Below are 411 nucleotides of genomic sequence, written 5' to 3' on the forward strand. Positions count from 1 at the left end.
ATGGAAAAGCGCGGCTTCGCCGTGGACATCGCGGGCTCCGTCGCGGACGGCAAGGCGCGCGTGACGACCAATCCGCCGGCCTACGCGGTGATCGACCTCCGGCTTGAGGACGGCAACGGCCTCGACGTCGTGGAACAACTGCGCGAGGCGCGGCCCGATGCGCGGATCGTCGTGCTCACGGGCTACGGCGCCATCGCAACGGCGGTGGCCGCGGTGAAGGCCGGCGCGACCGACTACCTGTCGAAGCCCGCCGATGCCGGCGACGTGACGAACGCGCTGCTCGCCATGACCGAGGACATGCCGCCGCCGCCCGAGAACCCGATGAGCGCGGACCGCGTGCGCTGGGAGCATATCCAGCGGGTTTACGAGCTCTGCGATCGCAACGTCTCCGAGACGGCGCGGCGGCTCAAC

The 411-nt window shown here is 70.6% G+C and carries 1 protein-coding gene; it reads left to right on the forward strand.

Annotated elements, in window-relative coordinates:
- A partial coding sequence (locus tag AB6A65_RS16665; protein WP_371039499.1) for a response regulator occupies positions 1 to 411 on the forward strand: 411 nt, incomplete at both ends.

This window comes from Rhodosalinus sp. FB01 (assembly GCF_041365715.1).
Lineage (GTDB): Bacteria > Pseudomonadota > Alphaproteobacteria > Rhodobacterales > Rhodobacteraceae > Rhodosalinus.